The organism is Exiguobacterium sp. s50 (assembly GCF_018618175.1).
Taxonomy (GTDB): domain Bacteria; phylum Bacillota; class Bacilli; order Exiguobacteriales; family Exiguobacteriaceae; genus Exiguobacterium; species Exiguobacterium chiriqhucha.
In genome coordinates this window covers 88700-114658 of record NZ_JACSLP010000002.1, presented here as the reverse complement: position 1 = coordinate 114658, position 25959 = coordinate 88700, and the positions used below count along the sequence as shown (strand labels likewise).

At 52.7% G+C, this 25959-nt stretch carries 30 protein-coding genes; 16 read left to right on the top strand and 14 right to left on the bottom strand.

The window, feature by feature from the left end; all coding sequences use genetic code 11:
- Positions 1-140: 140 nt before the first annotated feature.
- Genes arcC through arcA form a run of 4 tightly spaced genes read right to left on the bottom strand, consistent with a single transcriptional unit; the run spans position 141 to position 4922 of the window.
- Positions 141-1103 (bottom strand): carbamate kinase, encoded by a 963-nt coding sequence (gene arcC, locus KNP68_RS02975; RefSeq protein ID WP_029594557.1) that lies wholly within the window; start codon positions 1101-1103, stop codon positions 141-143.
- 15 nt (positions 1104-1118) lie between these two features.
- The gene (gene arcD / locus KNP68_RS02970) at positions 1119-2594 is read right to left on the bottom strand and encodes an arginine-ornithine antiporter (protein ID WP_035385630.1); all 1476 of its coding nucleotides are present in this window, start codon (positions 2592-2594) and stop codon (positions 1119-1121) included.
- A gap of 53 nt (positions 2595-2647) precedes the next feature.
- Complete coding sequence (gene argF / locus KNP68_RS02965) at positions 2648-3676, bottom strand: ornithine carbamoyltransferase (protein ID WP_029594554.1); 1029 nt, start codon at positions 3674-3676, stop codon at positions 2648-2650.
- Positions 3677-3692: 16 nt separating this feature from the next.
- On the bottom strand, positions 3693-4922 hold the full coding sequence (gene arcA, locus KNP68_RS02960) for an arginine deiminase (RefSeq protein WP_029594553.1): 1230 nt from the start codon (positions 4920-4922) through the stop codon (positions 3693-3695).
- A gap of 342 nt (positions 4923-5264) precedes the next feature.
- Between arcA and mgtE the strand changes: the two genes are divergently transcribed.
- Together mgtE and KNP68_RS02950 are read left to right on the top strand one after the other, a co-directional pair.
- A complete protein-coding gene (gene mgtE / locus KNP68_RS02955) occupies positions 5265-6623 on the top strand; it encodes a magnesium transporter (RefSeq protein WP_029594552.1) in 1359 nt (452 codons plus the stop codon).
- A gap of 145 nt (positions 6624-6768) precedes the next feature.
- On the top strand, positions 6769-8550 hold the full coding sequence (locus KNP68_RS02950) for a solute:sodium symporter family transporter (protein ID WP_214798588.1): 1782 nt from the start codon (positions 6769-6771) through the stop codon (positions 8548-8550).
- A gap of 39 nt (positions 8551-8589) precedes the next feature.
- Here the strand turns inward: KNP68_RS02950 and KNP68_RS02945 are convergent, their stop codons facing one another.
- The gene (locus KNP68_RS02945; protein ID WP_029594544.1) at positions 8590-9492 is read right to left on the bottom strand and encodes a sensor domain-containing diguanylate cyclase; all 903 of its coding nucleotides are present in this window, start codon (positions 9490-9492) and stop codon (positions 8590-8592) included.
- Between the two features lie 151 nt (positions 9493-9643).
- On the opposite strand from KNP68_RS02945, the gene KNP68_RS02940 reads away from it, so the two are divergent.
- The 4 genes from KNP68_RS02940 to KNP68_RS02925 all read left to right on the top strand — a co-directional run bounded on the left by KNP68_RS02940 (position 9644) and on the right by KNP68_RS02925 (position 12054).
- Positions 9644-10657, top strand: coding sequence for a serine hydrolase domain-containing protein (locus KNP68_RS02940; protein ID WP_035385629.1), 1014 nt, complete (start codon positions 9644-9646; stop codon positions 10655-10657).
- A complete protein-coding gene (locus tag KNP68_RS02935; RefSeq protein ID WP_029594542.1) occupies positions 10657-11043 on the top strand; it encodes a GNAT family N-acetyltransferase in 387 nt (128 codons plus the stop codon). The genes KNP68_RS02940 and KNP68_RS02935 overlap by 1 nt, the downstream gene beginning before the upstream one ends.
- 11 nt (positions 11044-11054) lie before the next feature.
- Positions 11055-11759: an SDR family NAD(P)-dependent oxidoreductase gene (locus KNP68_RS02930; protein WP_029594541.1), complete on the top strand. Its 705-nt coding sequence runs from the start codon at positions 11055-11057 to the stop codon at positions 11757-11759.
- Positions 11760-11847: 88 nt separating this feature from the next.
- Positions 11848-12054: a hypothetical protein gene (locus KNP68_RS02925; protein ID WP_029594540.1), complete on the top strand. Its 207-nt coding sequence runs from the start codon at positions 11848-11850 to the stop codon at positions 12052-12054.
- Positions 12055-12073: 19 nt separating this feature from the next.
- Here KNP68_RS02925 and KNP68_RS02920 read toward each other — a convergent pair whose 3' ends face one another.
- On the bottom strand, positions 12074-12505 hold the full coding sequence (locus tag KNP68_RS02920) for a hypothetical protein (RefSeq protein WP_021065966.1): 432 nt from the start codon (positions 12503-12505) through the stop codon (positions 12074-12076).
- Between the two features lie 146 nt (positions 12506-12651).
- Here KNP68_RS02920 and KNP68_RS02915 point away from each other — a divergent pair, with 146 nt between their 5' ends.
- Positions 12652-13647 carry an MDR family oxidoreductase gene (locus KNP68_RS02915; protein ID WP_029594539.1) on the top strand — a complete coding sequence of 332 codons (996 nt, stop codon included), beginning with the start codon at positions 12652-12654 and terminating at the stop codon, positions 13645-13647.
- A 58-nt stretch (positions 13648-13705) separates the two neighbouring features.
- Here the strand turns inward: KNP68_RS02915 and KNP68_RS02910 are convergent, their stop codons facing one another.
- The 4 genes from KNP68_RS02910 to KNP68_RS02895 all read right to left on the bottom strand — a co-directional run bounded on the left by KNP68_RS02910 (position 13706) and on the right by KNP68_RS02895 (position 16193).
- The gene (locus KNP68_RS02910) at positions 13706-14050 is read right to left on the bottom strand and encodes a YflT domain-containing protein (RefSeq protein WP_029594538.1); all 345 of its coding nucleotides are present in this window, start codon (positions 14048-14050) and stop codon (positions 13706-13708) included.
- A 96-nt stretch (positions 14051-14146) separates the two neighbouring features.
- Entirely contained in the window at positions 14147-15607 is a 1461-nt protein-coding gene (locus KNP68_RS02905) for a UDP-N-acetylmuramoyl-L-alanyl-D-glutamate--2,6-diaminopimelate ligase (protein ID WP_029594537.1), read from the bottom strand.
- A 155-nt stretch (positions 15608-15762) separates the two neighbouring features.
- Positions 15763-15963, bottom strand: coding sequence for a helix-hairpin-helix domain-containing protein (locus KNP68_RS02900; RefSeq protein WP_029594536.1), 201 nt, complete (start codon positions 15961-15963; stop codon positions 15763-15765).
- Positions 15960-16193: a hypothetical protein gene (locus KNP68_RS02895; RefSeq protein WP_029594535.1), complete on the bottom strand. Its 234-nt coding sequence runs from the start codon at positions 16191-16193 to the stop codon at positions 15960-15962. The genes KNP68_RS02900 and KNP68_RS02895 overlap by 4 nt, the downstream gene beginning before the upstream one ends.
- A 130-nt stretch (positions 16194-16323) precedes the next feature.
- On the opposite strand from KNP68_RS02895, the gene KNP68_RS02890 reads away from it, so the two are divergent.
- Together KNP68_RS02890 and KNP68_RS02885 are read left to right on the top strand one after the other, a co-directional pair.
- Positions 16324-16539 carry a hypothetical protein gene (locus KNP68_RS02890; protein WP_251128688.1) on the top strand — a complete coding sequence of 72 codons (216 nt, stop codon included), beginning with the start codon at positions 16324-16326 and terminating at the stop codon, positions 16537-16539.
- A gap of 166 nt (positions 16540-16705) precedes the next feature.
- The gene (locus KNP68_RS02885) at positions 16706-16978 is read left to right on the top strand and encodes a sigma factor (RefSeq protein WP_029594533.1); all 273 of its coding nucleotides are present in this window, start codon (positions 16706-16708) and stop codon (positions 16976-16978) included.
- Here KNP68_RS02885 and KNP68_RS02880 read toward each other — a convergent pair.
- On the bottom strand, positions 16961-17773 hold the full coding sequence (locus tag KNP68_RS02880; RefSeq protein WP_214798585.1) for an HAD family hydrolase: 813 nt from the start codon (positions 17771-17773) through the stop codon (positions 16961-16963). The genes KNP68_RS02885 and KNP68_RS02880 overlap by 18 nt on opposite strands.
- Positions 17774-17836: 63 nt before the next feature.
- Here KNP68_RS02880 and KNP68_RS02875 point away from each other — a divergent pair, with 63 nt between their 5' ends.
- From KNP68_RS02875 to KNP68_RS02855, 5 genes are all read left to right on the top strand, one after another.
- A complete protein-coding gene (locus KNP68_RS02875) occupies positions 17837-18088 on the top strand; it encodes a hypothetical protein (RefSeq protein WP_029594531.1) in 252 nt (83 codons plus the stop codon).
- A 115-nt stretch (positions 18089-18203) separates the two neighbouring features.
- The gene (locus KNP68_RS02870) at positions 18204-18764 is read left to right on the top strand and encodes an RNA polymerase sigma factor (RefSeq protein ID WP_029594530.1); all 561 of its coding nucleotides are present in this window, start codon (positions 18204-18206) and stop codon (positions 18762-18764) included.
- On the top strand, positions 18761-19474 hold the full coding sequence (locus KNP68_RS02865; RefSeq protein WP_029594529.1) for an anti-sigma factor: 714 nt from the start codon (positions 18761-18763) through the stop codon (positions 19472-19474). The genes KNP68_RS02870 and KNP68_RS02865 overlap by 4 nt, the downstream gene beginning before the upstream one ends.
- Before the next feature lie 84 nt (positions 19475-19558).
- Positions 19559-20470 (top strand): Gfo/Idh/MocA family protein, encoded by a 912-nt coding sequence (locus tag KNP68_RS02860; protein WP_029594528.1) that lies wholly within the window; start codon positions 19559-19561, stop codon positions 20468-20470.
- Between the two features lie 15 nt (positions 20471-20485).
- Positions 20486-20671, top strand: coding sequence for a hypothetical protein (locus tag KNP68_RS02855; RefSeq protein WP_021065953.1), 186 nt, complete (start codon positions 20486-20488; stop codon positions 20669-20671).
- Positions 20672-20708: 37 nt separating this feature from the next.
- Here the strand turns inward: KNP68_RS02855 and KNP68_RS02850 are convergent, their stop codons facing one another.
- Positions 20709-21626 carry a DMT family transporter gene (locus tag KNP68_RS02850; RefSeq protein ID WP_029594526.1) on the bottom strand — a complete coding sequence of 306 codons (918 nt, stop codon included), beginning with the start codon at positions 21624-21626 and terminating at the stop codon, positions 20709-20711.
- Positions 21627-21952: 326 nt separating this feature from the next.
- Here KNP68_RS02850 and abc-f point away from each other — a divergent pair, with 326 nt between their 5' ends.
- Positions 21953-23791 (top strand): ribosomal protection-like ABC-F family protein, encoded by a 1839-nt coding sequence (abc-f, locus tag KNP68_RS02845; RefSeq protein ID WP_214755999.1) that lies wholly within the window; start codon positions 21953-21955, stop codon positions 23789-23791.
- A 15-nt stretch (positions 23792-23806) separates the two neighbouring features.
- Here abc-f and KNP68_RS02840 read toward each other — a convergent pair whose 3' ends face one another.
- Complete coding sequence (locus tag KNP68_RS02840) at positions 23807-23968, bottom strand: hypothetical protein (RefSeq protein WP_034779568.1); 162 nt, start codon at positions 23966-23968, stop codon at positions 23807-23809.
- A gap of 98 nt (positions 23969-24066) precedes the next feature.
- On the opposite strand from KNP68_RS02840, the gene KNP68_RS02835 reads away from it, so the two are divergent.
- Positions 24067-24399 (top strand): hypothetical protein, encoded by a 333-nt coding sequence (locus KNP68_RS02835; protein ID WP_138858646.1) that lies wholly within the window; start codon positions 24067-24069, stop codon positions 24397-24399.
- 558 nt (positions 24400-24957) lie between these two features.
- Here the strand turns inward: KNP68_RS02835 and KNP68_RS02830 are convergent.
- Positions 24958-25812 carry an HAD family hydrolase gene (locus KNP68_RS02830; protein ID WP_214755998.1) on the bottom strand — a complete coding sequence of 285 codons (855 nt, stop codon included), beginning with the start codon at positions 25810-25812 and terminating at the stop codon, positions 24958-24960.
- Positions 25813-25959 lie beyond the last annotated feature (147 nt).

The following is a 25959-nucleotide window of genomic DNA, read 5'->3' as shown; positions in this document are numbered from 1 at the left end:
TTTGTGCAAACGTTTACACTCAAAATGATAGCAATGTCTAAATCGACATACAACATTCCTTCCCCATGTCGGACCATAAAAAACGACGAGCTACCAATTCAGAAAAAAAGCCACAGACGCTGTTGTCTGTGGCGTTGAGTTTATTGTTGGAGCGTCGCGGCGAGTCGGACGCGCGTCCCGACTTCGCCTCGGACCGCCGCAAGGGCTTGTTCGAGCGACGTGATGACGGCGACCCGGTCGTGGCCTGACTCGGCGAACTGAAGGGCGGCCCGAACTTTCGGCAACATACTGCCCGGTGCGAACTGGCCTTCGGCGATATACGTCTCGAGCTGTTCTTTCGTCGTCTCCTCGAGCGCCCGAGCCGACGGGGTCCCAAAATCGACGAATACGTGCTCGACGGCCGTCAAAATGAGGAGCATGTCGGCGTCGACGAGATCGGCGAGTTTCGCAGCGGCGAAATCTTTATCGATGACCGCCTCGACACCGACATAACCATCTGGTGTATCGATGACGGGAATCCCGCCGCCGCCAGAGGCGACGACGATGTGCTCATGGGCGACAAGGTCACGGATGACCGCGTGCTCGAGAATCGCCACTGGAAACGGACTCGGGACGACGCGGCGATAGCCGCGACCGGCGTCTTCTTTGAACACATAACCGGTCGTCCGTTCCATCTGCTGCGCTTCCGCCTCGTCGTAGAAGGGACCAATCGGCTTCGTCGGGTGACTGAAGGCACTATCGTTCGGGTCGACGACCGACCGCGTGACGATTGGCGCGACCGAACGTTCCAAACCGCGCGATCTCAGAGCTTTCGTGAGGGCATTCTCGAACCAATAGCCAATCATCCCTTGTGTCATCGCCCCGCAAACGTCGAGTGGCAAGGCCGGCGTCGCCGGACTATCTGACGCAGCCTGTTGCAACATCAAATTCCCGACTTGCGGCCCGTTCCCGTGGGTGATGATGACCTCAATCCCTTCGGCGACAAGCGCGGCCAGAGATTCAGCCGTCGCCTCGACGGCTCGAATTTGAGCCTCGGCCGTCGCATCTTTTCCTTGTTGAATCGCATTTCCACCTAGTGCGATGACTACTCGTTTATTCCGCATATTGGTTTCCCCCGATCAAAAGACTGAGATATTTCCTGAGACGATGCGCACGACGGCCAAGATGGCGAGCGCGGTCAAGACCCCGGCCACAATCCATTCCGTCTTCGTCAACGTCTTGATACCGTTCTCACGCTGTGCCTTGATATAGAGCAACGTACCTGGTGCGTACAGTAAGGTCGTCAAGAGCAGATAGTCGATTCCAGCCGCATAGATGAGCCAAATCCCGTAAATCGAGGCGACGGCTCCGATGATGAGGTCGCGAGTCCGGCGTTCACCGGCGTTATAGCCGATGCCGTTCTTCGCGACTTTGACTTGATAGAAGGCCGAGAAGACGTACGGAATCAAGATGGCGCTCGAAGCGAGCGAGAAAGCGAAATTATACGCCGCATCCGAGAACAGGAACGTGAAGAGGAACAATTGAATCAATCCGTTCGTGAGCCAGAGCGCGTTGGCCGGCGCGCTGTTCTTATTCTCTTTCGTGAACCATTTCGGGAACACGCCGTCTTTCCCGGCCACGAATGGAATCTCGGCGGCAAGTAACGTCCACCCGAGCCACGCCCCGAGGACAGAGATGACGAGACCGCCGTTGATGAGCATCGCGCCCCACGGTCCGACCGCCGACTCGAGCAAGTACGCCATCGCCGGTTGCGAGGCGTTCGCCACGTTCTCTGGATTCATGAGACCGAGCGACATGACCGAGATGAGCAGATAGATGACGAGTGTCCCGAGCAACCCGATGACCGTCGCTTTCCCGACGTCCGAGCGCTTGCGGGCCCGTCCGGATAAGACGACCGCCCCTTCGACACCGATGAACACCCATAGTGTGACGAGCATCGTCGAGACGACCTGGTCTCTCACACTACCCCATGAGAAACCACCCTGGCCCCAGAAATCGAACGTGAAATTATCGAGGTTGAAGAAGAATAAGGTGATGGTGATAAAAGCAAAAATCGGTACGAGTTTCGCAATCGTCGTGATGATGTTGATCATGGATGCTTCATGAATGCCTCGTAAAATGAGCGAATGAACGAGCCACAGCATAATCGAGGCGCCGATGATGGAGGCGATGTTTTGACCGCCTTCGAAGATTGGGAAGAAATAACCGACCGAACTGAACAGGAGCGTCGCATAGGCGACGTTACCAAGCCATGCGGAGAGCCAGTAGCCCCACGCCGAGTTGAACCCCATGAACTGACCGAAGCCGGCCCGGGCGTAACTGTACACCCCTCCGTCGAGGTCTGGACGACGCATCGTCAAATTTTGAAAACTGAGACCGAGTGCGATAATCCCGATTCCGGTGATGACCCACCCAATCAAAATCGCCCCCGCGTTCGCACCTTGGGCCAAATCGGCCGCCAAGTTGAAGGCTCCCCCGCCAATCATCGAACCGACGACGAGTGCCGTCAACGCCCCGAGCCCTAATCGTCGATCCTTTTTCTCCGGTTGTATGCCAGCCGTTCCACTTGAGTCATGCGCTATTTTCGTAGACATTGAACTCATCCCTTTCGTTTAGTACGAACCGGAGGGGAAACCCCTCCCGTCCGTCAGTGTTCAAGCCATTCGTTCGTGTCGGTGAGCGTCGCCGCCATCACAGCTTTAATCGTGTGCATCCGATTCTCCGCCTGATCAAAGACGAAGGAATGACGACTCCGGAACACCTCGTCCGTGACTTCCATCTCGGTCAGACCGTATTCGGCATGGATGGCTCGGCCAACCTCGGTCTCCAAGTCGTGGAAGGCTGGCAGACAGTGAAGGAACATGACGTCTGGATTATTCGTCTTCGTGAGCATGTCCATGTTCACTTGGTAAGGATGGAGCAACTTGATCCGCTCGGCGAATTCTGCCTCTTCGCCCATCGACACCCACACATCGGTGTAAATCACGTCGGCGTCGGCGACCGCTTCATCGATACTCTCGGTCAACGTAATTTTCGCTCCCGTCTCAGCAGCGACCGAGCGGGCAAAATCGACGACCTCATCTGACGGCCAGAGCGATTTCGGCGCGCAGATGCGCATGTCCATCCCGACTTTGGCCCCACCAATCAAGAGCGTGTTGCCCATATTGTTGCGTCCATCGCCGACATAGACGAAGCGAATGCCAGACAACTCGCCTTTCTGTTCTTTGACGGTCAAGAAGTCGGCCAAGATTTGAGTCGGATGATATAAGTCCGTCAACCCGTTCCATACCGGGACACCGGCATCTTTGGCCAAACCTTCGACCGTCTCATGGGCGAACCCACGGAACTGGATGCCGTCGAACATACGTCCGAGCACGATGGCCGTGTCTCGCACCGATTCTTTTTTACCGAACTGGATATCCGATTTCCCGAGGTATTCCGGATGCATGCCGAGATCGATGGCCGCCACAGTAAACGCACAACGCGTCCGTGTCGATGGTTTTTCAAACAAGAGCGCCACGTTCTTCCCTTCACAGATGCGATGCGGGACGCCTTGTTGCTTTTGACGCTTGAAGGCGGCCGATAAATCGATCAAATAGTTCAACTCGTCTCCTGAAAAATCGTTCAATGATAGAAAATGACGGCCTTTCAAATCAAAGTTGTACGTTGTGGACATGCTCGTTTCCTCCTCGTTAAATGTCTTCGCGGATAATCGGACAGCTCATACAGCGTGGACCCCCACGACCACGCGACAGTTCACTCGACATGATTTCGATGACTTCAACGCCCTCGGAACGGAGCAACTCGTTCGAAACGTAGTTGCGGTCGTACGTGACGACGACGCCTGGGGCGATGGCGAGCGTGTTCGACCCATCGTTCCATTGCTCGCGGGCAGCGGCAATCGGGTCCCCGCCCCCACATGGAATTAAGACGATCTCATCGAGACCGAGTGCGGCTTTTAACACGTTCAACAGATCCGTATGCTGCGTGATGTGAAGTTCGCCTACGGCGTTCAACGTCAGTTCAAAGATATTCATCTTGCCTCCTGGACCTTGGATGAACGGATGAATCGTGAACTTGTCATGGTCGACCATCGTAAAGACCGTGTCGAGATGCATGAACGCGCGCGATTTCGGAATCTCGATGGCGATGACTTTCTTGAATGTACCGCCTTTTTTCAACAAGTTGAGGGCGACCCGTTCAATCCCTTGGGCCGTCGTTCGTTCGGAAATCCCGATGGCGACGACTTCCTTCGACAACACGAGCTCGTCCCCCCCCTCCATCGCGAAACGATAGTCGCGGTCCGACCAAATCGGGATGTCGTGTTTCGCGAATCGCGGGTGATAACGCATAATATATTGTGTGAACAACGATTCACGACGACGAGCCGGCTCTTTCATCCGGTTGATGGATAGCCCGTTGCCGATTGCTGCCGCCGGGTCACGGGTGAAGTATAAGTTCGGCATCGGATCGAGATAGAACGGATACGTGTCCTCAATCATCTCGTGTAAGTGGCGCCGTTTTTCGGGCTTAATCTCGGATTTCCGAATCCCGGCCATGACGGTCTCAATCAACTTTTCATTGTCGTAGGCGAGCAAATATTCTTTCAGCGTCTCGTACGAACCGTTGATATTTGATTTGGACTCTGACAAGATATCAGCGACGAAACGTTCACGGACACCCGGCAACGACAACGTCTCAGCCATTAAATTTTCTAGATAAAGCACTTCGACGCCTCGGTTTTGGAGCACGCTCGCAAAGTAATCGTGTTCTTTTTGAATGACTGGAAGATGAGGAATGTCGTCAAACAGGAGTCGTTCCAAATATTCCGGGGTCAAATTTTCGAGTTCGCGTCCTGGACGTTTTAAAAGGACGGTCCTGAGTTCACCAATTTCTGAATACACGTGGATCGGATGTTTCAGCGTAGTATCCCGTGCGGTTTGTTGATCCGTCATCGATATCATCTCGCTTCCTCCTTGTGATTCGGGTGTGTTGCTACCCTTACATTATCAACTTACCCATTTCCACGATGGGCAAGTCCGACGTTTGGACTGTGGTGGATTCCACAGAAAAGTGCATAGATCATGACGTGACATGAATGAACAATCACTCGAGAAACGGTGTGGCCCCTCGAATCGAGAGAAAGTGACGTATACACGCTGTATAGATTGTGAAAAAAATTCATAGCTTTTTTTTGATTTTGTTTGAGACCGCTCAAACTCGTGACATAATATAGACAAATGATGTGAAAAGGAAGTGAGTCGATGGCAATCGAACGTACAGAACGCGCCCGTCATGAAGCCCAAGTGACAGCGCTCATTCAAAAAGGGGACCCGGTCGATTTCCGCGACGTGTTCCTCACCCTCCACCCTGGTGAACAGGCCGACCTGTTCATCGAACTTGAACGTCCGGCCCGTGAGTTCGTCTACGAGGCGTTATCCCCGGAAGCGTTCACCGACTTGTTTGAAAAACTTGAACTGGACGAACAGGAACAGTTCATTCAAGAGATGCCACGTCCGTTCGCCGTACGTGTGTTGAACGATATGTTCTCGGATAACGCCGCCGACTTGATGACCGAGCTCCCTGACGACTTCATGAACGAACTGTTCGAGTTGATGGACGAGACCGAGGCGACCGAGGTCAAAGACTTGATGCGCTATCCGGACGATACGGCCGGTGCCATCATGACGACCGAGTTTATCGTGTTGAAGGCGGACAAGACCGTCGGTGCGACACTCGAAGACTTGCGCGAACTTGGACCGGAAGCCGAGACAATCTATTACCTGTACGTCATCGACACCGATCGCCGGCTCGTCGGCGTCGTCTCGCTACGCGACTTGATCGTCTCCCCGCTCGACGTGCAAATCGCGGACATCATGGGCCGGCGCGTCGTGTCGGCCCACGTCCTCGCCGATCAGGAAGACTTGGCCCGGACCGTTCAGAAGTATGACTTATTGGCCCTGCCTGTCATCGACAGCGAGGACCATCTGCTCGGGATCATCACGGTCGACGATGTCATGGACGTCATCGAACGCGAGACGACCGAGGATTTCGAAGAGCTGTCGGCGACGAAAGGTTCGTCGGACATCAACATGGGACCGGTCGAGGCGGCGATGAAGCGCGCACCATGGATTATTAGCCTCATGTTCCTCGGGATGATCACTGCGTCGACAATCGGTGGTTTCGAGGACACGCTCGAAACGATCGTCTTGCTCGCCGTCTTCATGCCGCTCGTCATGGGTTCGGCCGGTAACGCCGCCACCCAATCGCTCGTCGTCGCCGTCCGCTCAATCGCGCTCGGGACGATTAATCGAAAGAACGTGTTGAAGATGATTCGCCGTGAGTTCGGGACGGGGCTATTGCTCGGTCTCGCCTGTATGGTCGTCATCTTCGGCGTCATCACCGTCCTCTATGACAGTGCCTTAATCGGCATAATCGTCGGTCTGTCGATTTTTGCGTCGCTCAGCGTGGCGACCATCGTCGGGACGCTCGTGCCGCTCTTGATCAATCGATTGAAACTCGATCCAGCCGTCGCGTCGGGTCCGTTCATCACGACGGTCGTCGACAATCTCGGCTTAATCATTTATTTCACGGTCGCGACTTCGTTGCTTCGCTTTTTTTGACACCTGACCTCTCAGGTGTCTTTTTTCGTTGTGAGGTTTGTTACAGTTCTTTTACAAAAGAGAAAACGGGAAATAATCATACTTCGTGAAGGGTAGTTATGAAAAAGTACTTATAAATAAGAAGAAGTTGAGGGAGGGAATGTCGTTGACCATTCAACAAGTTGTTTACATATTAATCACAGGGGCCTTATTCATGGGGCTCGTCGCTTACGTGTCTTATCGCATGACGAAAGGGAAAGTCGAGAGTGCCGACGACTACTTCTTGGCAGGACGGGGGCTAACCGGCATCTTTATCGCCGGATCACTCTTATTGACGAACTTGTCAGCCGAGCAGTTGATCGGCTTAAACGGGCAATCGTTCGCCGGCAACATGTCGGCTATGGCGTGGGAAGTCACAGCCGGAATCGCCGCCATCATCATGGCGCTCTTTTTACTGCCGCGTTTTCTCGGAATCGGTATTTCGACGATCCCTGAATTTTTGAGCCAACGGTATGACGAGGACGTCCGCCGCTTGACGGTCCTGTTGTTCTTGTTCGGATATATGTGCGTCACGATCCCATCGATGCTCTATTCCGGCGGATTGGCCGTCCTGCAACTGTTTGACGTACCGGAATTACTCGGAATCAGCTTCGAGCAGTCGCTCTGGCTCGTCATTTGGTTCATCGGGATTATCGGAGCCGTTTATGCCATTTTCGGTGGTCTCCGCGCCGTCGCCGTCTCCGACACGTTGAACGGGATCGGATTAATCATCATCGGTTTCCTCGTCCCGACGCTCGGCTTCATCGCGCTCGGTGACGGCAACCTCGTCGATGGGATGAAGACGATTGCAACCGAGAATCCAGAGAAACTGAACGCGATCGGTTCAGAGAACGATTCCGTTCCGTTCTTGTCCATCTTCACGGGGATGATTTTTGCGAACTTGTTTTATTGGGCACTCAATCAATACGTCATCCAACGGGCACTCGGGGCGAAGAACTTGGCCGAGGCTCAAAAAGGGGTGCTTTTCACCGGCTATTTGAAGTTGCTCGTCCCGATTTTCATGCTGCTTCCAGGGATTATCGCGTTCCATTTGTATGGCACGAACGTCGATAAGGCCGACCTCGCTTATCCGAGCTTGATTGCCGACTTGTTGCCGATGTGGCTCATGGGCTTCTTCCTCGCCGTCTTGCTCGGTGCCGTGTTCAGCTCGTTCAACTCGTTGCTCAATAGTATCGCCACCTTGTTCGTGCTTGATATTTATAAGCCGAAGTTCAAACCGGACGCGTCTGACAAAGATTTGATTCGCGTCAGCAAATGGTTCGGGACGTTCGTCGCGCTCGTCTCGTTCTTCGTCGCTCCGAACTTGATGTACGCACCGGACGGACTGTGGGACTTGATTCGCCGCTTCACCGGTTTCTTCAACATCCCGATTCTCGTCATCGTCTTAATCGGGATGCTCGTGAAGCGCGTACCGCCGATTGCCGCGAAACTCGTCATCGGCTTCCACGTCGTCACGTATTACTTCCTCGTCTGGGGAACGGAGCAGTGGTTCGGCTTCGACCTTGGCATCAACTTCATTCACATTTACGGGATTTTGTTCGTCCTCGAAACGACCATCATGCTCGTATTCGCAAAAGTTCGACCGATGCAACACATCAATCCGATTCGCATCGATCTTGGCCGCGTCAAGCCATGGCGTCATGCAATTTCGACTTCCATCATCCTTGTCGCGTCGATGATTTTCGTCTACTTCGTCTTCTCACCGATCGGTCTCGCCTATGCGGACGGGATCGTCTCGAGCTGGTTCTGGCCGGCGACCATCGCCTTGTTCGTTGTGACGGGTGGCCTCGTTTGGGCGTCCTATCGCTACTGGCTCCCGAAATATGAGGTTTACTTGACGAATCTCGGTACGACGGACACTGACCGTGAAGAAGCGATTGGTGAATAATATATTTAGACAAACAGACACGTTCCTTGCTGATATCTTTTAGCAAGGAACGTGTCGATTTGTCTTACTTCTATTCTTCTGTTTATACATGTTTTGGTCCGCTTGATCATATAATTTCTTGAAATCGTTTAACTGCTCCTCCCAACCTGCACCGACAGCGGCTGAAATGTAATTCGATTCAAACATGCTCCTAATGGAGACCGTCAAATCTAACAATTCATCTTGTTGTAGTTGATCAGTTAAGACAACAAATTCGTCGCCTCCAATCCGATAAACGTTTTCGCTTAACCCTTGTAAGAGGAGTCCCGTTTTCTGAAGTAACTGATCACCAGCCGAATGACCTTGATGGTCATTAATTTTCTTCAAATCATTTAAATCGATGACTATCAATCCTACTTTTTTAAAAGAGAGACGATCAATTGTTTCGTTAAAGGCACGTCGGTTCAAAACCCCAGTGAGTTCATCATGACGGCTCACATATTCTAACTCCTCACGTTTCATTACAGCCGCTTCTACATTCCGAATGATTCCTTGTACAGCTACAATCTCACCATTTTTATAGATTGGGGTCGTGTATTCTTCAAAACGTAAGTAACGACCGTCATTAGTGCGCCAACGTTGCGAGATAGCCTCATCGTAACTCATCTTTCCTGAGACTTTATTCATGAGAAGTTGATAATCATCTGGATGAATACGACGAAAACAATCATCTGGATTTTCATAGTTTTCCGCTACAACGCCCTCACCTAGATACAAATCAAGGGAAGGACTTATGTAACGAAAACGAAACGTCGGTTTGACTTCAAATATATAGATGACATCTTTAACGTGGTTACCGAAATGTGCAAAGGCTCCGTCCACCTCTTTACGTGATTGAAGTGTCTTCTGTGCAACAAGTACCAAAATCAATCCAACTAATAAACCTAACCAAAATTGTTCCATGTTTTCCCGCTCCCCGTCTAAATGTACTATTCTATCGTATCACGTTAGCGAAATGCCGCCTGTACCTTTTCCATTATTTAGGTTAACGTTTAAACATAAAGTTTATTTGTTGATAAATGTAAACTTAAAAATTAGAAGTTGGAGGTCAACCATGAGTCCTGACTGGTCACGCTATGAAGTCTCATCTACTTTTTCTGGATCGGCGCTCGTCATGCGACAAGATGACATCCTGTTCGACCATCAACAAGGTTATGCGAATCGGGCGGAACGAATTGAAAATCGAACATCGACCCGATTCGGTATCGCTTCGGGCTGTAAGTTGTTCACGGCCATCGCCGTCTGCAAGCTCATCGAACAAGGCAAGTTGGCATTCACGTCGACACTCCGCGAGTGTTTGGCCATCGACTTCCCCCGATTTGACCCGGACGTGACAGTCGAACAGTTGCTCACTCACACGTCCGGCATCCCCGATTATTTCGACGAGTCTGTCATGGACGATTTCGAGGAATTGTGGCGGCAGCGTCCGATGTATCACATCCGGCAGCTACGTGACTTTCTCCCGATGTTCCAACACGAGCCGATGCGACAAGAACGAGGCGTGTTTCAATATAATAATGCCGGTTATATCTTGCTCGGCCTCATCGTCGAACAAGCGAGCGGGTTGATGTTCTCGGACTATATCGAACGATTCGTGTTCAAGCTGGCCGACATGAACGATTCGGGGTACTTCTCGCTCGATGCCTTGCCGGCGAATACGGCGCTCGGGTATATCGACAACGCGGACGGCTCGTGGCGGACGAACCACTATTCGATTCCCGTCAAAGGCGGAGCGGACGGCGGCGCGTTCGTGACGGCACAAGATATGGCCAAACTTTGGAGCGCCTTGCTCGCTCATCGCCTACTTGGCGATGAGATGACATCACGACTGCTGACTCCTCATGTGAAGGTAAACGATAAAGGCGCACATTATGGCTACGGTCTGTGGATTCAACTGAACGCGAAGCGACACGTGTTTAAATATCATGTCATGGGCTATGACCCCGGCGTCAGTTTTCATTCTGCGTACTACCCGGCCACAGACATCGTCTCGGTCGTCTGTTCGAACGAGTCAGATGGTGCGTTCGACCTCATGAAAGCCATTGAAATGAAAGTAGGTGAAGGTTGATGGTCATTCGTCCTTATGAAGAAGCCGATTTTGAACAGATTCAAGCATTGAATGAAGCGGAAGGTTGGAGTCAACTCGTTCGACAACATGACTTGACGAAACAGGCGTGGCGGCAATCGAACGTTGCCTATGTCGTCGAGTCAGAAGGACTGGTGATTGCCTACTTGCGTGGGTTGACCGACACAACCGTGAGCCTGTACGTGTGCGAACTGCTCATCGCGGCCTCGCACCGTCGCCTCGGGATTGGCGAGCAGTTGTTGTCACACGTCCATGCGCTCTACCCTGAGACGCGTCTCGAGATGCTCGCGAATGCTTCATCCCACACGTATTACGAAAAACTGAACTTCCGTCCGTTTTACGGGTACCGGAAGACGATTCACGAATAGGAGGAACTGTCATGAAACTAGCCATCGTGACCGGTGCGTCGCGCGGTCTCGGCCGTGCCATCGCCGAGGAACTATTGAAGCGGGATTACGAGGTCGTCAATTTTTCACGGACGCAGGCGACCGATGCCTCGTTCCGTCACGTCGAGGTCGATTTGGCTGATCCGACAAGTACACTGGCCGCGCTCGAACACGTGAAGCCGCTCATCGAGACGGCGACATCCTTGCTCGTCGTCCAAAACGCAGCCTTGATTGAACCGATTCACCGGGCCGGCCAATTGGACGCCGCGCAGCTCATCGCCCACGTCCAAGCCAACCTGCTCGCCCCGATGCTCTTGACGAACGCGGTGCTCGCGTACGATCTGCCCGTCTCGCTCATCCACGTGACCTCTGGGGCCGCCAAGCGCCCGATCTCGGGCTGGAGTGCATACTGTGCGACGAAAGCCGGGCTCGACCATTTCACCGAGACGGTCGCCCTTGAATTGACCGGTACGAACGATAAAATCGCCTTGTTCAACCCAGGCGTGATGGACACCGCGATGCAGGCAAGCATCCGGGCCTCATCAGAAGACGCGTTCCGTGACGTGGAACAGTTCCGTTCTTACGTGACAGAAGGCCGATTGCGCACCCCTGAGACGGTCGCCCATATCTTGGCGGAACACTTACTAGACGAGCCGTTCGAGAATGGCAAGACGTATTCCGTATATGACCTCGCTTGATTTTTGACCTGGTATAAAATTCAGTCACCCTTTTCTTACTAGACCGCCTACACTAAAGGCAGACGAAACAAGAAAGGATGACTTAATCATGAAGACGATTGCAGGAGGATTATTATTTTTCGGATTGTTCAGTCTGACGCTGTCGTTCACGATGATTGGAGATACCGCCATCGTCGGCGCGTTAGTGAGCGGTGTCGCCGTCTTGTGTGGGGTCGGGCTCTGGTTCGGTGCGACGGAACTGACACGCATCCGTGCCTCATTCCTCGACCACAAAAAAACGTCTTTCCCTGAATGAGGGAAAGACGTTTTTGGATTCATTGATTGTCTTCGTCTTCGTAATCATCATCCACGTATTCTTCGAAATCATATTCTTCGAAGTCCGCTTCGTCGATGAAGATGTCGCGGTCATTGACGACGTGAATCGGACCGTTGGCCACATCGATTCGAATCGTCCATGCCCATGGAATGCGCAATCGGCTATAAACGCCTGTCCAGAATTCCATCGATTCTTGCTCGTATCGCTCGAACTCTGCCAGCAACTCTTTAAAAGTGATTCCTGACAACTGGAAGTTTGAGTCTTGGATTCGCTCAAGGGCATTATGCGTCGCCTCGAGCTCCGCCGCACGTACCATTTCTTCGGCCGTAGCCATCTCAAGAATGGTTCCATCCGGTGGCAGAATGTCGTATACGTTAAACAATTCGCCTTCTTCTACTTCTTCATCAAACTCATAGTCGTCGTGCCGCATGCTTCATTCCTCCTCACTCTAGTTGAATCTCTTTCATTGTACCATTCCACTCCCTGTTAGAACGAAACATTCGTGTATATATTTTGGCAGGTGGGGAATGATAACAAAGGAATAGAATACGTATCAGCGAAAGGGGCCAATTGACCATGAACGAATCATTTCAAGCACTCGTCCTCGACAAAAAAGACGACCGTCTCCATTCCACGGTGACCGACGTCAAATTCGACGCCCTTCCGAGAGAAGAAGACGGCAACGTCCTCGTCGAAGTCCATTATTCAGCGCTCAACTACAAAGACGCTCTCGGGCTGACCGGATCCGGCAAAATCGTCAGTCATTATCCGTTCATCCCCGGGTGCGAGTTCGTCGGGAAAGTCGTTGAATCCGACCATCTCGATTTCAAAGCCGGCGACGATGTCATTGCGACCGGTTTCGGCATCGGCGAACGACATTTCGGTGGCTTCAGCCGTTACGCTCAAGTCCCTGGGAACTGGCTCATCAAACTACCGAAAGGCATGGCGCTGCGAGATGCAATGACAATCGGAACGCCAGGACTTACCGCCATGTTCGCTGTTGAGGCGCTCGAACACGAGGGTGTGCATCCTGGTCAAGAAGTACTTGTGACCGGTGCTTCCGGGGGAGTCGGCAGTTTTGCCATCGCCTTGCTCCACAAGCTCGGCTATCACGTGATTGCCTCGACCGGCAAACAAGACCCGGCGTATTTGCGCGACCTCGGTGTCGAGAACGTGATGGCCCGAAGCGAGCTCGAAGGACCGGCCCGACCGCTGGATGAACAGCGGTTCGATGCTGCCATCGACTCGGTCGGAGGCGAGACGCTCGGTAATATCCTCAGCCGAACGCGCTATGAAGGGACGGTCGTTGCGTGTGGGCTTGCCGGTGGCCATGAGCTCCACACGACCGTCTATCCGTTCATCTTACGAGGCGTACGGCTCATCGGCATTGATTCGGTCATGCAACCCATCGTACGTCGTCTGAAGGCGTGGGAACGATTGGATGAGCTGCTTGATTCTAACGTGCTCAACCATATGATTCATGAGATTCCGTTGCATGACGTCCCTCGCCACGCTGAGGCGATGATGCGCGGCGAACTGAGCGGCCGGACCGTCGTTCGGATCCATGACTAACAAACAGGGCTGAATCCATCGATTCAGCCCTGTCCCTGTATTCTCCATGGTGGTGGAATTATAAAGTGAATCCGGCTGGTGCGTCTTTGACGACGACAATCACCTTGCCTTGGTCTAATTTTTTCTCGAGTTGGTCCGCTTCTGTCGATGAGAAGCCGAGCTGTTCGAATTGGGCTCGGAGCTCGTCCCCTTTTTTACGGAATACATTTTTCGCGGCCGTCCCCAGGCCGACGTCTGATGCCGATACTGTATTCGCGTCGGCGTTATCGGCCACACGATCGGTCCGGTCATCATCGTGGGTGACGACATAAATGTGCTTGTCCTCAATCCCTTTCGCTTTCATCGATTGAATGGCGGTCACAACTTCTTCATCATTTGTGAACTCTTTGTACAAAACTGACATGTGTAGTTCCCTCCTTCGATAGCGTTACAGTAAGAGTAATTACCTTCTTTTGCAAAAATTACACATTAAAAAACGATGACAGCTGTCATCGTTTCGTTAAACGGCCGGTTCTTGGCCTTTTAATTTTTTTAATTCATCGAGCAAAATGTCCGATTCGTTGAACGGAATCGACTCTTGTCCGACTCGTTCGACGTGGTCATGACCTTTTCCGACGACGACGATCCGTTTCCCGACGAGCGCTTGTTGCGCTGCATGGCGCAAGGCATCTCGCCGTTCCTCGAACGTCACGTAATGCGTGTTCGAATCAACACCTTCGAGCAATCCATCGATGATGTGCCTCGGGTCTTCCGTCCGCACGTCATGTACTGTCACGATTAAATCGTCTGAATAGCGGCTCGCGATTCGACCCATCTCTGCCCGCTTCGTCGGATCTCGGTCTCCGGCCGCACTCAAGACGACCACGAGCTCTCGCTCACCTTGCTGAAGCGTCGACAAACATTTTTCGAGTCCGTCCGGCGTATGGGCATAGTCGATATAAATCTCGCCATCTTCCGTATCAAGTCGCTCGAGACGACCTTTTGGAAGCGTGAGTCCTGGCACGTTGGCGATGATGGAGCGCAACATCAGTTCCGACGTCGAGACGAGACCGATGGCCGCAGCCAGGTTGGCGGCGTTGAATGCGCCCATGAAGCGGACCGGCGCCTCAATCGTCAGTGCGTTCATTTTGACGACTACCGTTTGGTCATGCCAAATGACTTGGATATCGGCCGGTACGTCGGCATGCGTGCTATACATGATACGTCGACGGGTCGGGGCAAACGCGGCCATCGTCTTACTGGCCGGGTCTTCGGCGTTCAAAATAATGGCGTCCCCGTCTGTCGTTTCGACTTGTTCGAATAATCGGGCTTTGGCCCGGGCGTACTCGTCCATTGAGCGATGGTAATCCAAGTGGTCATGCGTCAAGTTCGTGAACGCCGCCGCGTGAAATCGGACGCCTTCGACACGTCCTTCCATCATTGCATGCGAGGAGACTTCGACGACACAGTCGGTCACGCCGGCATCCGCCATCTCGGCCAAAATACGATGTAAGACGACGGCTTCCGGCGTCGTATTTGGTGTTTTTAATGTTTGATCTCTATAACGTGCTCCAATCGTACTGACAATCCCGACCGGCCGTCCGGACAGACGAAATAAATCATATGTCAATGTCGCGGTCGTCGTTTTGCCATTCGTACCGGTGACACCGTAAATACGCATCCGATGTGAGGGGTGGTCATAAAAGGCACTGGCCACCACGCCGGCTGTCCGCTTCGTGTCCGCGACGACAAGGTTCGGCACCTCAAGATCAAGCGGGTATTCCGAGATGACAGCAACCGCTCCTTTGGAGACGGCATCCTCAGCGAATTCATGTCCGTCCACCGTATAACCGCGGATACAGATAAATAAATTCCCTGGACTGACCTTTCTGGAATCTGTCTCAATTCCGGTCACCCATGGATCGCGTTCGATGTCATCCATCTCATTTTCTAGAATGGCGGATAAACGTTTCGTCCTCATGCTGTGTACTTCCTTTCTCATGGGTGTCGCTAGGTTCGCAAACCTTATCGTCATGGTACTAGATATTAGGCTGTAATGGAGATGACAAATATATTACTTCCCTTTTTACGTGCAATGCAATCGCCCAACCAAAAAATTCCTAGTCCAGGACGGGACTAGGAATGTATTTCGCTGTCGGTGAACCGAAGTCCTTGCTCATGAAGCGCGGTTTCCAAGATTCGCAGCACACTTGGCCCGACCCCATGTAAGGCCGCAATCTCTTGCTTCGTATACGTGGCCAACTGTTCGAGCGTATCGATATAGGCGGCCTTGAGCGCCCGTTCGGCCGGCGCCGAACATTTCGGAAGTGGTGTCATCCAATTCCCTCCTCTCGTCCTGAATCTCGTTCGATCGTCGGGAGACAGGCGAGGACACGTTCCATACAAAATGTCCGACGGGCCTTCTTGCGTATATCCCACGCGACAAGTCGATCGCCTTGTAGCTTCATCAGTTTGACGCGTCGCTTTGAAATGACCCCGTTCCGATCGATATACACCATTTCTACGACTTGTCCGTTCCGCATCCAACGCATGACCTCTTGCCTCATCTGATTTCCCTCCTTTTGTTACCTTTATTATATCGAACATTTGTTCGTAACTCCAGTCTAGAGGTGTGCGTTTGAGCGATTTGCCGTATGCTAGAAGAAATGAATCTTTTGCGAAAGGGGTTTACCCGATATGACCTATTTGCTGTTGGCCGTTTTGGCCATCGTCTTATTCATTTCCATGATTTATGCGGCCAAAGCCTTGCCAAATTTAAGCAATGTTTTATTCAACCGCGGCAGCCTGTTCGGTCAAGACACCGAGACCGTCACGTGTCCGAACTGTAAGAAAACCTTCAAACGGTCCGGTGGGAACACCCAGACATGCCCTCACTGTTATACGTCGTTTTAACCCAAAAACACCCGCCTGGCCGCTAGACGCGGACCTCGGGTGTTTTTTGAATGTGCTCGAAGCAACAAGTAACCGTTTACGCTCACCTTATAAGTGAAATAAGAAGGTTACGTCATTTGCCCGCAAGTCAAACCACGAGACAGTCTCATTCCTAAAGGAGTTCACCATGTCATTCATATCCGATCACGATTTATACGCACGATTGTTAAACCGCGACACTTCCGCGCTCGAACTGCTGTACGACCGCTATGAGCGCATCTTATATTCGCTCGCCCTCCGCTTGACGACGCGAGCCGACTGGGCCGAGGCCGTCCTATCCGAGGTGTTCACCGAGCTTTGGAAACGGCGTCTGCCGCTCGATTTGACGACCCATCGGCTGAGAACGCATTTGTTCGAGCGTGTGGAGACCGCAGCGCTACGTCTAGTCGCGAGCGCTTAAACCCGTCTGCTCTACCGCTCGATGTAACACTTCTAGAATCCCATCCGCATACATGCCCTCGGTGACACGACCATGTTCTCGTTTGGCTTCTTCCGTCCCGTTACCAAGCACATAGCCGTTGCCGACATACCCCAACATTCCTAAATCGTTCCCACTGTCCCCGAACGCGTAGGCGTGCTCGGTTTGAAACGTATATCGGTCGCACACGTAGTCGACTGCAGCGACTTTCCCCGCCCCTCGTGGGATGAAATCAATATCGTAGGCGTCTGCCGGATCCCCGGCGAGCGAGTTGCAACGACTAACGTTGACCGCGATTCCGAAGTCACCGGCACTCGAACGAATATGCTCGAGCTCCTGTGCGCTCTCGCCGAAGTAATAATAATTGTGCATCCAGCCGCTTGTGCCAAGATTCGTCTGTGGTTCAATCGTGAGTGTTCGCCCTAGCCTGTCGACGACTTGGGTGACGCGGTCTGAAAAATCATCGGGAAACCGTGACGAATAACCGGGATCAAGCTCCAGTTGTCCGGACGCCGTCACTTGATACAGCTCTGTCCCGAGACTCGCCGCGATTCGATGTGGGAAGTAACGCATCTCGGCCCGCTTCACTTTCTCCATAATCGTCTCGAGCGAACTCCCCGTCACCCACATCGTCGATAAGCGATGTGAATGATGATCGAGAAAATCTTCGAGTTGCCGCAAGTGCTCCAACTGCTTTGCGGAACAAGCATGCGGGAAGTACGTCTCGTCGAAATCAAAACAGATGAGCGTCCGTCCTTCCTTTGTAAATCGTTTCATCGTCATCCTCCTTGTGTCGCCATACCCCCTTCTCGTATAGTAAAAGGAGAAAGGACGTGCAACATGAAAAATCGTTTAAGCCGCTACTACTGTCAGTATAGCGGAATCGTGATCGGGTTCGGACTTGTCTTCGCCTTTTTGTTCGGCATACGGACATATTCATTTTGGCAACAATGGCTCCCGAACGGATTTGCGCTTCTCATCACATTCCTCACAGCAATGCTGTTTAGTTACGTGACGTATCGACTGCTCAGTGCCTTGAATTTGAAACTCTTTCACCGACTCGGCGACGCGACATCGACATGCTCCCGTTAAACACGGGACTACATAACGACCGTTCACAAAATAGTCACCTCAAATAGGCATCCATTTCACGGTTTCATCCGTTAGATCAATACAAGGGATTCCCTTATGGATAAAGGAGACAGCCATGACTGATATTGAATTGTACGAGCGCGTCAGGCAAAAAGACAAACAAGCGCTCGAGGCACTTTATGATCGCTATGAACGAATCCTGTATGCCTTTGTCATGCAGTTGACGAAAGACCGCGACCTCGCCGAAGAAGCGATGCAGGAAGTATTCATCAAGCTGTGGCGCGGCGGCGGCGTATATGATGACTCAAAAGGAAAATTCAAATCGTGGCTGTTCACGATGAGCCGTCACGTCACGATCGACTTGATTCGCAAACGAAAACCCGACCTGCAACTAGACGAGTCTTACGCTGAAGCCATCCCGGCCCCGGCCCCGTCCGTCGAGACCGAGGTCGAATGGCAAGAAGAGCGAACGCAAATCGAGACGGCGATGGCCGAGCTTCCGGTCGAGCAACAACAAGTCGTCCGTCTCATGTATTTCCAAGGGCTCAGCCAACAAAAGATCGCCGATGCGTGTGGCATCCCACTCGGCACCGTAAAAGGAAGGATTCGATTAGCGTTGAAACAGTTACGAAGGCATCTATCCCATGATTTGATTGATAAGGAGGTGGAACGATGAACGCTTGTGACCAATTGATTGATTATTTCAACCAGCATTTGACGGAAGACGAACGCATCCGGTTCGAAGCGCATCTCGCGACATGTCAATCGTGTCAAGAAGAGCTCGAACAACTCGAGGCCCTCGTCGGCGGCGTCGCGTTCCTCTCTGAACCGGCTGAACCACCGAGCGGGATGAAGGCACGCATCCTCGACAACGTGTTCGCAGAAGACGATACGGAGACAGCGTCGAAACCAGACGAACCGACCCCGATCACACCGTTCACTGCCACGAAGAAGAACCAGAAGACGCCCTGGGGAGCGCTCGCTCTCGCAGCCGCACTCATGCTCTCCTTGATCGGGAACGGCTACCTGCTCTTGAACCAAGATGACCCGAGCGGCATCGCCTTGACCGAGACCGTCCCGCTCGAAGGCGATTCGGAAGGCGTGGCTTATCTGGCCGAACAGGACGGCCAGCGTCAGCTCATCGTCCAAACGAACGGACTCGATGCGCTCGAAGCGAACGAGGTATATCAAGTTTGGCTCATAAAAGACGACTCCCCGATTCCGACCGGGGCGTTCGTGACGGATGCTAAAGGGAACGGGACCGTCATCTATACACTCGATTCGACTGAATCGGAGACGGACTGGGATACCGTCGCTGTCACGAAAGAACCCGAACGGGGCAACACGGCACCAGAGGGCGACATCGTCCTCATTGCCAGCCTATAAGCAAGAACCGAATGACCTGACGCACCGCGCGTACGTGTCATTCGGTTCTTTTTTCGTTATGATGATAGAAAAGGAGTGGTACATATGCGTCAGCCTAAAATTGGTGTCGTCGGTCTCGGCGGCATCGCTCAGAAAGCGTACTTACCGATTTTATCGAACAGCACATCGTTCGAACTGATCGGTGCCTATTCTCCGACCGTCGCCAAACGCGACGCGATCTGTCGGGCCCATCGGATGGAGTCATTCACAGGACTTCCCGAGCTTGCGGCGTCCGTCGATGCGGCGTTCGTCCACAGTTCGACCGAGACGCATTTCGACGTCGTCTCCTATCTGCTCGCACACGGTGTCGATGTGTATGTCGATAAACCACTCGCTGCGACAATCGAACAGGCGGAACGTCTCGTCGAGCTGGCCGAGCAGACGAACCGGAAGCTCATGGTTGGCTTCAATCGCCGCTTCGCCCCGATGTATCAGCACGTGAAAGAAGCCGCTCCGTTCCACACGCTCGACTTCGTCAAGCATCGCGGGGACGGTTTGCGCGGCCACGACTATCAGTTCACGTTGCTCGACGATTATTTACACGTCGTCGACACGATCCGGTATCTCACCGGAAGCGAGTTGCGTCTAGTCACAGGGCATTTGGAGAAGACCGAAGCGAACGAGCTTCATTTCGCCCGCCACGTCTGGCAAGACGAATACGGACTGCACACGACATCGATGCACCGCAAGGCCGGGACCAATCACGAAGGGCTGAGCGCCATCCGGGACGGACTTCGCGTGACGGTCGATGAGATGGTGACGCTTCAGCGCTTCGAGCACGGCGCCCATTCGACGAAGACGTTCGGGTCATGGGACACACTCTTGACTCAACGAGGCTTTCAAGGAGCGATCGACCACTTTATCTCGGCGTTGACCGACGATACGGCCATCATGACGGACGGTCGTGAGGCGCTCCTCACACAACAGCTGGTGACGGATTTGTTCGGCTCACACTAAAAGGAGGCGTATCAAATGGATTTCTTTTTCTACATCATGGTCATCGTCGTCGTGTCCATCGCCGCAGACACGTTCAACAAGACACGGAAGGCGCGTTTAGAAGAACTTCGACTCAAAATCGAGCAAGAGAAACTCGCGATTCAGCGGCTCGAACTCGAGATGAAGCGCGACGAAGACAAACTCGATCATCACGGATTTTAAAAAGACGATCGGCCCAGAGCGGGTCGGTCGTCTTTGGTTATAAGATATGGCGCTCCTCAGCTTGACGTGTCTCGCGGACACGCTTTTGCCGTCGTTCGGTGAGTGTCGACCAGGTGACGGCCGTGATGATGCAGGCGGCACCGATGAAGAAGTTGCGGTCGAGCCGTTCGTCGAGGACGAGCCAGCCGAGGTAACCCCCGACGAGCGGTTGGAAGAAGAAAAACAGCGACCCGACGCTCGCATCCATGAGTTCGATCCCTTTGTTCCAAAAGAAGAACGCCCCGGCCGTCGAAATGATGCCAACGTATAACACACTGAGCCACAACACCGTGGTCATATCCGGCAAACCGGATGCGGCCACTTCCATTCCCATGAGCGGCGTCATCAATACGAAGGCGATGCCGATGGCGAACGTCGTGATCGTTAACGACGACATCGTCTCGGAAGCGATTTTCACATAGATGGACATGAGCGCCCACGTGATGGCGGCACCGACCAAGACGAGGCTACCGATGAAATACGTGCCTTCGACGTGCCAGCCGACGACGATGATGACCCCGAGCGTCGCCAACAGAAGTGACCCGATTTTGACAGGTGTGAGCCGCTCTTTCAAGATCAACCGGGCGAAGATCACCATGAACGCCGGCGTCGCCGCCGTCACAAGCGATCCGGTATGGGCATCTGAGAGTTTCGTGCCGATGAATTGAAAGGAAATCGAGGCGACATAGCCGACGACTCCGACGAGCGCGATCCACTTCCAGGCGCTCCTGGCAATCTGCTCGCGTCCGAACGCCCACCACATTATAAACAGAACGACAAAGGCAACGGCGTAGCGCATCCAGACGAGCGTGAACGGTTCGATATAGCCGAGCGCATACTTACTGACGACGTACATCCCGCCCCAAATGCTGGCGGCGAGCGTTAAACTGATAGCACCGAGCCATTCCTTGCGCATAGCGTCTCTCCTTTCTGATGCCTAAACAATACGACACCGTTTCCTGAAATTCCTGTCTCTCTAGTTGTCGAACTGACCGAAATCGCTTACAATAACTCTAATGATGATTGAAAGGAGGGAGAAAGGTGAACTTTGTCGGACGTACGCACTGGTCAACAGAACATTTGTACATTTTGCGTGCGATTTTTCACGATGTCGCGTAACCACAGGACCCGTCTGTCCTTTTTTAGACATTGCTGAAATACGACAAAGCGCCTCTCTTTCTTGCCGAGCGCTTCTTTGCGCTCGGTTTTTTTGATAGGCCTCTACTTTAGGAGGAACCATCTATGTTAATCGAATTACAACATATTCAAAAACAATTCGGCGGCCACGCCGTCTTAATCGATGCCAATCTTCAGGTAAACGCAGGCGAGCGAATCGGGCTCGTCGGACGGAACGGGAGCGGCAAGACGACACTCCTACACCTCATCGTCGGCGCCGATTCGCCCGACGAAGGGACGATCTATCGAAAACAACGGCTGACGATTGGCTATTTGGCCCAGATTCCTGCCCATCCCGGTAAATCAGGGCGAGACGTACTCTATACCGCGTTCGCCGAGTTGACGAGACTCGGTGACGAGATGCGACGACTCGAGGAACAGATGATCTCAAGTGACGACATCGACTCACTCCTCGAGACGTACGGCGCCCTGCAGATGCGCTATGAGAACGGCGGCGGCTATGCCATCGATTCGAAAGTGAATGCGATGATCGATGGATTACGGCTCACAAGTTTCGTCGACCGCCCATTCGACACACTCAGCGGCGGAGAACGGACCAAAGTCGGGCTCGCCTTGGCGTTGCTCCAAGAGCCGGAACTGCTCATCCTCGACGAACCGACGAACCATCTCGATTTAGAAGCGATGACTTGGCTCGAGTCATTCCTGCGTGACAGTCCGTCCACGCTTCTCCTCGTCTCACACGACCGCGTGTTTCTCGACGCCGTCGCCACACGCATCGTCGAATGTGAGGACGGGGAGTTGGCTAGTTTTGATGGCAACTACAGCGCGTTCGTCGCCCAAAAAGAAAAGAAGTTGCTCGATCAATTCCATGCCTATACGGAGCAACAAAAGAAAATCAAGAAGATGAAGGAAACGATTCGACAGCTAAGACAGTGGGCGAACGAAGGCAATCCACCGAACGAGAAGTTTTATCGGCGCGCCAAATCGATGGAGAAAGCGCTCGCCCGCCTCGAGACGATCAAAAAACCACGACTCGAGGCCGTTCAACCGGACATTCAGTTCACGGCTCAGGGGCGGACCGGACGCGATGTGTTCGAGGCGACCGACGTGACGGTCACTTACGACCGGACCGTCTTCGAACACGTCTCGTTCTACGCCGGTCATGGCGAACGCATCGCCATCGTCGGCCCAAATGGGAGCGGCAAGTCGACCCTGTTGAAAGTATTGCTCGGTCACCTCGAACCGGCGACAGGCGAGGTGCGACGAGCGGAACGGGCCCAAATCGGCTACTTGTCCCAACACATCGACTTTGATGACTCCCATCGGCTCATCGAGGCGTTCCGTGACCGCATCGCTGTCGATGAAGGGAAGGCCCGTCAATTGCTGGCCCAATTCCTCTTCTATGGCGCGAGCGTCTTCAAACCGGTCAAAGATTTGAGCGGTGGCGAGAAGATGCGGCTCATGCTCGCCATTCTCATGCATGAGGATGTGAACGTGCTCGTCTTAGACGAACCGACGAACCACCTCGACATCGAAGCGCGTGAAGCGCTTGAAGACGCACTCGACCGTTTCACCGGGACGCTCGTCGCCGTCTCACACGACCGCTACTTCTTGAACAACCTGTTCCCGATCACCTATTGGCTCGACGGGACAGCGACACGTTTCCCGGGAAACGTGTCGTATGCGCTCGAGAAACGGCAACATGAAATGAACACAGAGGTCGCCGTTCCTAAACCGAAACTCGTGAAACCGAAGCAAGAAACGACTCGCGACACCTCAGTTGATGAAGCTCGCCTGACCGAGCTCGAAGCATCACATCAAGCACTCCTGCACCAGATGAATGAGACGAACGATTTAAAAGAATTAATGACGTTGCAGCAACAAGCCGATGCGCTCCAAGCAGACATCGACACATTGTTGAATCAGTTGCTCGAATCGATTTAATCAAAAACGACGCCCTTAGCGGCGTCGTTTTTGTTCGAACCAAGCTTGGACAAGAAAGCCCGTCACGCCAAGCGCCATCAAAAAATAGGGCACGATACGTGGGACAGCGCCCGTTTCCCCCATCATCATGAGGATCAATCCGCTCACGAACGTCCCGAGCCAATATATTTTCGGCATGTCGTCACTCCTCTATAATTTTTTTCTTGTAATTTGTCAGAATTTTTCGTAAAATATTTTGAAATTCTTATTTCCAGATATGGAAAGGAGACGCGTTCATGCCAAAACGAAACTGGGAGACGATTCTCCGATTCACCCTCGTCGTCACAATCACGCTCGCCACTTTCCTCTACGTCCGCTACTCGACCGAAATTGAGGAACGCGAACGTGCCTTAGAGCAGTACCTTGCGACTCATTATAACATTTCGGCGGAAACCTATTCGATTGACGGTACCCTTTCCTTAAGCGGTTACGTCTATGATTTGACGTTCGAAGACGAACCCGACGCCGCTTACACGTTTCAGGTCGAACAGGCCGCAGACGGCCATCGTGTGAAGTTTGAACGAGCAGATGGCAAACAACCGGACCGGGTCGCCACGTTCGCCCCATAAGAAAAAGCGCCACGTCTGTGGCGCTTAACGGTGAGCGTTTCTAGTAGAGCGGACTTTCACCCGACCGAGAAAGTTCCCGGCCGACCGTCCCATGCAATCAATCGATACGTGCTAGAAAATGGACGCGGTTCAGAACGCGATTTCGGAGCGTTCGTTCGTCTGAACATCAATCTGGCCCTGCACAGAGACATTGCCTCCAAAACGGCCATGACTGCGTTTCGACGTAATAAGGTTGAAATCCATCATGAACCTCATCATGCCCACCTGTTTTGAAACACCGAGCTTCCTAGACGTTTTGCCTCCCACATATCCTTTTTGTCTGCCCCTCACCTCTCGCTCGAGGTCAGGTGGACGACAGTTTGAATCAGGAGATCACCTAGTCCGCTGGTCTTTCAACCAACTTGTCTCTCGTTTCACCGAGCCGGCCTCAGTCAAACAACGATTGAATCTTCGTTTCATCCGTTGCCCCCTTTCAGCTCAACACGTTGAATGAGGACTACACTAATACATTAACCGTTTTACGTGACATCGAATCCCTGTTCACCATTTCTTCAAAATTTAGTCGTCGATATAATGGTCGAGCGCATAGGCGACGCCATCGTCCTCAACATCCTTCGTGATATGGGTGCTGATGTCTTTCAACGGATCGACGGCGTTCCCCATCGCAATCCTCGTTTCCGCCACTTCGAACATCGAGATGTCGTTCAAATTGTCCCCGATGGCCACAATATCCGCTTGTGGAATGCCGTGATGCTCTGCCAACTGCGTCAAGGCCATCCCTTTGCTCGCATTCGGATGACCGATCTCGATTTTCGTCCAGCCTGCCGTCGTGATCAAAATGTCGGTCCGGGGCTCATACAGTTTCCGGAGCTCGTGCAGTTTGCGCCGATCGAACGAATAGACGAAGACTTTGTACACTTCGTCGGCCTCAAAGTCGATGTCCTCGATCGCATCAACATATGTCAGCCCGAACTGTTCGTTTTGAATTTCAATCTCTCGCTCGCCCCATTCCTGTGAGAACGATTGGTCGTGTGGCAACACCTCATCCAACTCGCCCTTCAGTAAATCGGTACCCGAACGGAGTACTTTCACCCCGGCATTCGTATAAAATTCGACATACGCTCCGTGCTCATGGGCCACATCCCACAACTCCTGTACGACGTCTTTCGGGAGCGCGTGGTAATAAATGCGTTCGTTCTCATAGAAAGCGATTGCCCCGTTCCCGGACAAGATTGGACAAGTCAATCTGCTCCGTCGCAGCAACTCTTCGATATCGTGAATCGATCGGCCCGAAGAGATGGCGACCAAATCTCCCTCGGCTTGGCGACGCCGGATTGCGTCTTGGTTCGTTTCTGTGATGACACCAGTTCGAGACAATAACGTCCCGTCTAAATCGATGGCAATCAATTTCATATTCCAATCTCCTTTCAAACGCGTCTCATCATTCCATTCCCCGAATTCATTCATCTCAACGCAAAGAAAACACCATTCTGGCATATAGGCGTTTTCCTTTCACGCAAATAGGGAAATATTTATTAGTCCTAAATAATAATTTGTGCG

What these genes read in the sequence shown, in the direction of transcription:
- KNP68_RS02860 (WP_029594528.1), top strand. Translation starts at nt 19,559, where the DNA reads ATGCGTCAGCCTAAAATTGGTGTCGTCGGTCTCGGCGGCATCGCTCAG.
- KNP68_RS02900 (WP_029594536.1), bottom strand. Translation starts at nt 15,963, where the DNA reads ATGACACCACTTCCGAAATGTTCGGCGCCGGCCGAACGGGCGCTCAAG.
- KNP68_RS02830 (WP_214755998.1), bottom strand. Translation starts at nt 25,812, where the DNA reads ATGAAATTGATTGCCATCGATTTAGACGGGACGTTATTGTCTCGAACT.
- KNP68_RS02855 (WP_021065953.1), top strand. Translation starts at nt 20,486, where the DNA reads ATGGATTTCTTTTTCTACATCATGGTCATCGTCGTCGTGTCCATCGCC.
- KNP68_RS02885 (WP_029594533.1), top strand. Translation starts at nt 16,706, where the DNA reads ATGTCATTCATATCCGATCACGATTTATACGCACGATTGTTAAACCGC.
- KNP68_RS02915 (WP_029594539.1), top strand. Translation starts at nt 12,652, where the DNA reads ATGAACGAATCATTTCAAGCACTCGTCCTCGACAAAAAAGACGACCGT.
- KNP68_RS02835 (WP_138858646.1), top strand. Translation starts at nt 24,067, where the DNA reads ATGCCAAAACGAAACTGGGAGACGATTCTCCGATTCACCCTCGTCGTC.
- mgtE (WP_029594552.1), top strand. Translation starts at nt 5,265, where the DNA reads ATGGCAATCGAACGTACAGAACGCGCCCGTCATGAAGCCCAAGTGACA.
- KNP68_RS02945 (WP_029594544.1), bottom strand. Translation starts at nt 9,492, where the DNA reads ATGGAACAATTTTGGTTAGGTTTATTAGTTGGATTGATTTTGGTACTT.
- KNP68_RS02875 (WP_029594531.1), top strand. Translation starts at nt 17,837, where the DNA reads ATGAAAAATCGTTTAAGCCGCTACTACTGTCAGTATAGCGGAATCGTG.
- arcD (WP_035385630.1), bottom strand. Translation starts at nt 2,594, where the DNA reads ATGTCTACGAAAATAGCGCATGACTCAAGTGGAACGGCTGGCATACAA.
- KNP68_RS02870 (WP_029594530.1), top strand. Translation starts at nt 18,204, where the DNA reads ATGACTGATATTGAATTGTACGAGCGCGTCAGGCAAAAAGACAAACAA.
- KNP68_RS02850 (WP_029594526.1), bottom strand. Translation starts at nt 21,626, where the DNA reads ATGCGCAAGGAATGGCTCGGTGCTATCAGTTTAACGCTCGCCGCCAGC.
- KNP68_RS02930 (WP_029594541.1), top strand. Translation starts at nt 11,055, where the DNA reads ATGAAACTAGCCATCGTGACCGGTGCGTCGCGCGGTCTCGGCCGTGCC.
- KNP68_RS02865 (WP_029594529.1), top strand. Translation starts at nt 18,761, where the DNA reads ATGAACGCTTGTGACCAATTGATTGATTATTTCAACCAGCATTTGACG.
- argF (WP_029594554.1), bottom strand. Translation starts at nt 3,676, where the DNA reads ATGTCCACAACGTACAACTTTGATTTGAAAGGCCGTCATTTTCTATCA.
- KNP68_RS02895 (WP_029594535.1), bottom strand. Translation starts at nt 16,193, where the DNA reads ATGAGGCAAGAGGTCATGCGTTGGATGCGGAACGGACAAGTCGTAGAA.
- KNP68_RS02910 (WP_029594538.1), bottom strand. Translation starts at nt 14,050, where the DNA reads ATGTCAGTTTTGTACAAAGAGTTCACAAATGATGAAGAAGTTGTGACC.
- KNP68_RS02935 (WP_029594542.1), top strand. Translation starts at nt 10,657, where the DNA reads ATGGTCATTCGTCCTTATGAAGAAGCCGATTTTGAACAGATTCAAGCA.
- KNP68_RS02905 (WP_029594537.1), bottom strand. Translation starts at nt 15,607, where the DNA reads ATGAGGACGAAACGTTTATCCGCCATTCTAGAAAATGAGATGGATGAC.
- KNP68_RS02840 (WP_034779568.1), bottom strand. Translation starts at nt 23,968, where the DNA reads ATGCCGAAAATATATTGGCTCGGGACGTTCGTGAGCGGATTGATCCTC.
- abc-f (WP_214755999.1), top strand. Translation starts at nt 21,953, where the DNA reads ATGTTAATCGAATTACAACATATTCAAAAACAATTCGGCGGCCACGCC.
- KNP68_RS02880 (WP_214798585.1), bottom strand. Translation starts at nt 17,773, where the DNA reads ATGAAACGATTTACAAAGGAAGGACGGACGCTCATCTGTTTTGATTTC.
- arcC (WP_029594557.1), bottom strand. Translation starts at nt 1,103, where the DNA reads ATGCGGAATAAACGAGTAGTCATCGCACTAGGTGGAAATGCGATTCAA.
- KNP68_RS02890 (WP_251128688.1), top strand. Translation starts at nt 16,324, where the DNA reads ATGACCTATTTGCTGTTGGCCGTTTTGGCCATCGTCTTATTCATTTCC.
- KNP68_RS02920 (WP_021065966.1), bottom strand. Translation starts at nt 12,505, where the DNA reads ATGCGGCACGACGACTATGAGTTTGATGAAGAAGTAGAAGAAGGCGAA.
- KNP68_RS02925 (WP_029594540.1), top strand. Translation starts at nt 11,848, where the DNA reads ATGAAGACGATTGCAGGAGGATTATTATTTTTCGGATTGTTCAGTCTG.
- KNP68_RS02940 (WP_035385629.1), top strand. Translation starts at nt 9,644, where the DNA reads ATGAGTCCTGACTGGTCACGCTATGAAGTCTCATCTACTTTTTCTGGA.